Genomic DNA, 1,816 nt, shown 5'->3' on the forward strand with positions numbered 1-1,816 from the left:
GCCGGGTCGAAGCCAGCCGTGGTCAGGACGTCGGCGGCGACTCCTCGGCCGACCTGGGCGAGGCCGATCAGCAGGTCGTCGCAGTCGATGTGGTCGGAGCCGCGCCGTTCAGATCGCGCCTCGGCGATTGCGATGGCCTTGCGGGAGTAGGGCGTCCAGGCGATGCGCTCGGCCGCCTGGGAGGCGCCCATGCTCAGCCTGGTGCCGACGGATTGGTGAACCGTGTCCGGCGAGAGCCCGGCGGCCTGTAGGAACCGGGTGGCACTGTTGCCCTCCGTGGTCAGTCCCCAGAGCAGGTGCTCGGTGCCGATGTAGTTGTTGCGGTGATGCACCGCTGCTTGCTTGACGTGGACCATCGCTTGCCGGAGGTCATCGGTCATTGTGTCGGGACTGTAGCGCTTGTGCGGCGCATGGAAGCGCTGCTGGACCGCCTGTCTGGTCACGCCCAGGGCGGTGCCGATGTCGGTCCATGAGGAGCCGTGCATCCGGCAGTGCTCTACGTAGTCCTCCACCAGGTCGTCTGCCAACGCCTGCATCTGGCCTGCGAGTTGGGCGGCGACGGTGAGCAGAGCAAGCCAGTCGGGCTGTTCTTGTGCGCCGGGGCCGTGGTGTGCGGTGTCGCAGCGCCGGTCGACTTCCGCGATGAGATCGTCCAGGTCTGGAAGAGCCATGAGGCAAGTAAGTCTTGACAATTTAGAATGGTCAAGACGTACTTGCCTCGCGCTGACGGTGGGCGACGATGGCCCGTTGAGCCAGGGCGTTTCGTTTGTCCGGTGTGTCGTTGATCGATGCGCAGTGGGCGCGGATCGGACCGTTACCCCCGAGGACCATGCCGTCCAACGGTCCCTCGGTGGACCGACCACGAAGATCCACCTCGCTGCCGATGCCCGTTGCCGGCGTCTGGCGTTCGTCCTCACCTCCGACCAGTCCGGCGACGCACCGGCCTTCATCGACGGCATGGTCCGCCTGCGCGTTCCGTGACGTCGCGTCCGGCCGCGCACCAGACCGGACATGGTCCTGATCGCAGGCTTTTCCTCTGACCCGGCCGATCATCCAGACGAAACCGCCTGGTGCTGTGACGATGAAGGTCCGCCGGGTTGGCGTCTTCCGGCAATACAGGGGATGCCGGAGGATCGAAGAATGGGGCATCGAGGGGATCTGGTCGAGGAGTTCCGGTCGGAGGTGGCCATGGAGTTCGCGTTGCACGCTGCCGCCAGGGCTGAGTCGTGACGGACAGATCCTCGTGCGGTTTGCGGTAGCGGGGCGTCCCCAGCGGATGCACTTCTCGCTGCGGATGTCGCTGCGGACGCGGCGCGCTCCTTGCCTTGGACGCGCCCAGCACGTCGGGGTGGAGCACCACCGTCACGCGCACGCCCCGACCTGGGGCGTTCATATGCGGCCAGCCGACCTACATTTCCCACGCCACCGCGTCGCACCGTGCGGAGGCCGACCAGTACGGGCCGCCGACCTCCGGGCCCGGTATGACCGCCCACCCCGTCACCTTCTAGGCCGGTGGGGAAGGGGCATCCAGCGGGGCTGGGGGCGCTGGTGGACGGCGTGAACCTGCCGGGGCCTGGCGAATGGACGCCGCAGCGCCGGTCGGCGTTCGTGCGCTCCCGCGAGTGGCGAAGCCGACGAGGCGGTGGCCTCAGGCCGTCCCGTCGCTCGGCCCGAGCGGGCGACGGGCCTGTGGCATGGTGGGGGCAGTGTCTCCGACGGCGCTGCGTCGCGGGCGTCCGTTTTCGCATGAGGCCAATTGGTCCACGACGACCAGGACGGTGTTGACCTCCTCATTGAGCTTGTCGGAGGGCTATCC

The 1,816-nt window shown here is 67.8% G+C and carries 2 protein-coding genes; both read right to left on the reverse strand.

The window, feature by feature from the left end:
* The coding region (locus ABT300_RS43745) for a Clp protease N-terminal domain-containing protein (protein WP_351688674.1) at nt 1-671 on the reverse strand (671 nt) is incomplete at its 3' end.
* A 31-nt stretch (nt 672-702) separates the two neighbouring features.
* Nucleotides 703-1,206, reverse strand: a complete 504-nt coding sequence (locus ABT300_RS44680; protein WP_502978133.1) for a hypothetical protein — start codon at nt 1,204-1,206, stop codon at nt 703-705.
* Nucleotides 1,207-1,816 lie beyond the last annotated feature (610 nt).

The sequence above is a fragment of the Streptomyces sp. NPDC001027 genome (assembly GCF_040299045.1).
Taxonomy (GTDB): domain Bacteria; phylum Actinomycetota; class Actinomycetes; order Streptomycetales; family Streptomycetaceae; genus Streptomyces.